This is a genomic window from Streptomyces sp. NPDC058964 (assembly GCF_042741275.1).
GTDB lineage: Bacteria > Actinomycetota > Actinomycetes > Streptomycetales > Streptomycetaceae > Streptomyces.
On the sequence record NZ_JBHYKH010000246.1, the window covers coordinates 9,548 to 13,032 of the forward strand.

Annotated in this window: 2 protein-coding genes; both read right to left on the minus strand. The window is 66.3% G+C overall.

Going from position 1 to position 3,485, the window contains the following annotated elements; all coding sequences use genetic code 11:
• Positions 1–131: 131 nt before the first annotated feature.
• Entirely contained in the window at positions 132–2,627 is a 2,496-nt protein-coding gene (locus ACFW2E_RS26825; protein WP_384469629.1) for a sugar phosphate nucleotidyltransferase, read from the minus strand.
• Between the two features lie 113 nt (positions 2,628–2,740).
• Complete coding sequence (locus ACFW2E_RS26830; RefSeq protein ID WP_384469630.1) at positions 2,741–3,349, minus strand: CDP-alcohol phosphatidyltransferase family protein; 609 nt, start codon at positions 3,347–3,349, stop codon at positions 2,741–2,743.
• Positions 3,350–3,485: the final 136 nt, after the last annotated feature.

Consider the following 3,485-nt stretch of genomic DNA (forward strand, 5'->3'; position numbering starts at 1 on the left):
TGGGGGGGGGCTCGGGCGCCCCGCCCCCAACCGCCGACCCCACCCACCCTCCCCCCCCGACGCCCCCCCGCGGCGGGGTCCCCGGCCCCGGGGGGGCAACTTGCCCCCCCCCCGCGCGCGTGCTGCGGGTTTTACCTTCCGGCGCTGTCCACGACCGCCGCCCACTCGTCGAGAAGAGCCTGGGCCGAGGCGTCGTCCGGCCCCTCAGCCCACAGATGGGTGACCGCCTCCGCCGGGTCGGGCAATACCATCACCCAGCGTCCGTCGGTCTCGACGACACGGACTCCGTCAGTCGTGTCGACAAAGCGATCTCCGGCCGCCTCCACGACCCGGCGCATCACCAGACCCTTCACGGCCCACGGAGTCGCGAGGTCACGCTTGAGCACGTGCGCCCGCGGGATCCGCGCGTCGATCTGGCTGAGGGTGAGCTGGGTCCGCGCCACGAGTCCGATCAGCCGTACGAAGGCCGCCGTACCGTCGTAGACACCGCTGAACTCGGGGACGATGAAACCGCCCTTGCCGTCGCCACCGAAGATCGTCCCTTCCTCGCGCCCCACACGCGTGAGGTCGTCGGGAGAGGTCGTCGTCCACTCGACCTGGGTGCCGTGGTAGGCGGCCACCTGCTCGGCGATCCTGGTCGTGGTCACCGGCAGCGCGACACGGCCGCTGCGCCGCTCCGCGGCCACGAGGTCGAGCATCACCAGCAGGGCCCGGTCGTCCTCGATGATCCGGCCCTTCTCGTCCACCAGGGACAGCCGCTCGCCCACGGGGTCGAACCGCACCCCGAACGCGGCCCCGGAAGAGGCCACGATCTCGCCGAGACGCACCAGTCCCGACCGCCGGACGTCAGCCGTCTCCGTCGGCCTGGCCTCGTCGAGGCCGGGATTGACGGTCAGCGAGTCCACACCGAGCTTGCCGAGCAGGCTGGGCAGCACGAGCCCGGCGCTGCCGTTCGACGCGTCCACGACCACCTTGAGACCCGCCTCGGCGATCCCGGTGGTATCGACGTTCCGCAGCAGCGAACCCGTGTACGAGTCGAAGACACTCGCCGGGAAGTAGAGGTCGCCGATCTCCCCCGGGAACGCGCGCCGGTACTCCTGACGCGCGAATATCCGGTCCAGCTTCCGCTGGCTCGCCTGCGAGAGGTCCGCACCCTGCCCGTCGAAGAACATGATGTCCACGGAGTCCGGCACACCCGGCGAGGTCCTGATCATGATGCCGCCGGCACTGCCGCGCGCGGTCTGCTGGCGGGCCACCGGCAGCGGCACGTTCTCCAGGTCCCGGACGTCGATGGCACTCGCCTGGAGCGCCGAGATCACCGCACGTTTGAGCGCACGAGCACCGCGCGAGTGGTCGCGAGCGGTGGTGACGGTGGAGCCCTTCTTGAGGGTGGTGGCGTAGGCGCCGGCCAGCCGCACGGCGAGCTCGGGTGTGATCTCCACGTTCAGGATTCCGCTGACCCCGCGGGCGCCGAACAGATGCGCCTGGCCCCTGGACTCCCAGATGACCGAGGTGTTGACGAACGCGCCGGCCTCGATGGTCTTGAACGGATAGACCCGCACGTTGCCCTGCACGATCGATTCTTCGCCGATCAGGCACTCATCGCCGATGACCGCGCCGTCCTCGATCCGGGCCGCGCGCATGATGTCGGTGTTCTTACCGACCACGCAGCCCCGCAGATTGCAGTGCTGCCCGACGTACACGTTGTCGTGCACGACTGCCTTGTGCAGGAACGCACCGGTCTTCACGACCACGTTCGATCCGACCACGGTGTGCTCACGGATCTCGGCACCGGCCTCGACCTTGGCGTAGTCGCCGATGTAGAGCGGTCCTCGCAGAACGGCATCCGGATGCACCTCGGCACCCTCAGCCACCCACACACCGGGGGAGATCTCGAATCCGTCGATCTCGACGTCGACCTTGCCCTCCAGGACGTCGGCCTGCGCCTTCACATACGACTCGTGAGTGCCGACATCCTCCCAGTAGCCCTCGGCGACATAGCCGTACACCGGCTTGCCTTCCTTCATGAGCTGCGGGAAGACGTCACCCGACCAGTCCACGGGCACATCCGGCTCGACGTAGCCGAAGACCTCCGGCTCCATGACATAGATGCCCGTGTTCACGGTGTCGGAGAAGACCTGGCCCCAGGTCGGCTTCTCGAGGAAACGCTCGACCTTGCCCTCTTCGTCGACGATGGTGATGCCGAATTCCAGCGGATTGGGCACACGCGTCAGGCAGACCGTGACCAGCGCACCCTTTTCCTTGTGGAAATTGATCAGATCGGTGAGGTCGAAGTCGGTCAGGGCATCGCCGGAGATAACAAGGAAGGCATCGTCCTTCAACGCCTCTTCGGCGTTCTTGACGCTTCCGGCGGTACCGAGTGGCTTCTCCTCGTTCGCATAGGTGAGCTCCATTCCGAGCTCCTCGCCGTCACCGAAGTAGTTCTTGACGAGCGAGGCCAGGAACTGCACGGTTACGACGGTCTCAGTGAGCCCATGCCTTTTGAGCAGCCGAAGCACATGCTCCATGATCGGGCGGTTCACCACAGGCAGCAGCGGCTTGGGCATGCTCGAGGTCATAGGGCGAAGGCGAGTGCCTTCGCCACCAGCCATCACGACGGCCTTCATGTCGGAAGCGTCCTCCTCCAGAGACGACGGTCTAGCCGACTTCACCCGTCCAGATTGTCCCGCACTTTTCCGCCGCGGGCCAACGAGCCACTACGTCCGGACAATCGCCGAGCTCAATCGGCCATGGCGTCCGCGCGAACAAGGCGGCGGACTTGCACCACGTAGAGCACTCCTGCCCACCAGTAGAGCGTTGTACCCCATCCTGCGAACGCCCATCCGAAAATAGCAGCGAGTGACGAGATCCAACCACTTCCGTCACTGAGCAGGAGCAACGGGAAGGCGTACATCAGATTGAAGGTCGCGGCCTTCCCCAGGAAGTTCACCTGCGGGGGCGGATAGCCATGACGCCTGAGGATGCCCACCATCACCAGCAGAACCAGCTCTCGCGCCAGCAGCACGCCCGTCAGCCACAGCGGCAGGATCTCGCGCCACGTGAGACCGATCAGCGTCGAGAGAATGTAGAGCCGGTCGGCCGCGGGATCGAGAAGCCGGCCGAGACTGCTGACTTGATTCCAGCGCCGTGCGAGCTTGCCGTCCAGGTAGTCGCTGATGCCGCTCAAAGCGAGCACGAGCAGCGCCCAACCGTCGCTCTTGGGGCCTCCGAACTCCGGCCTGAGGATCAACCACAGGAAGACGGGTACGCCGACGAGACGCGCCATGCTGAGGATGTTCGGGATGGTGAGGACCCGGTCCGTCTGGACGCGGGTCTCCTGGACCTCCACCCGGGGGCCTCCTGTGGGAAGAATGTGCCAACGATGCCCCCTGACCTTACCTCAACGCAAAAAAGCTCTGGCTCTTGGGCTTGATGCCCAAGAGCCAGAGCTCTAAAGGGAGTTCGGCGGCGTCCTACTCTCCCAC

What these genes read in the sequence shown, in the direction of transcription:
- ACFW2E_RS26825 (WP_384469629.1), bottom strand. Translation starts at nt 2,627, where the DNA reads ATGAAGGCCGTCGTGATGGCTGGTGGCGAAGGCACTCGCCTTCGCCCT.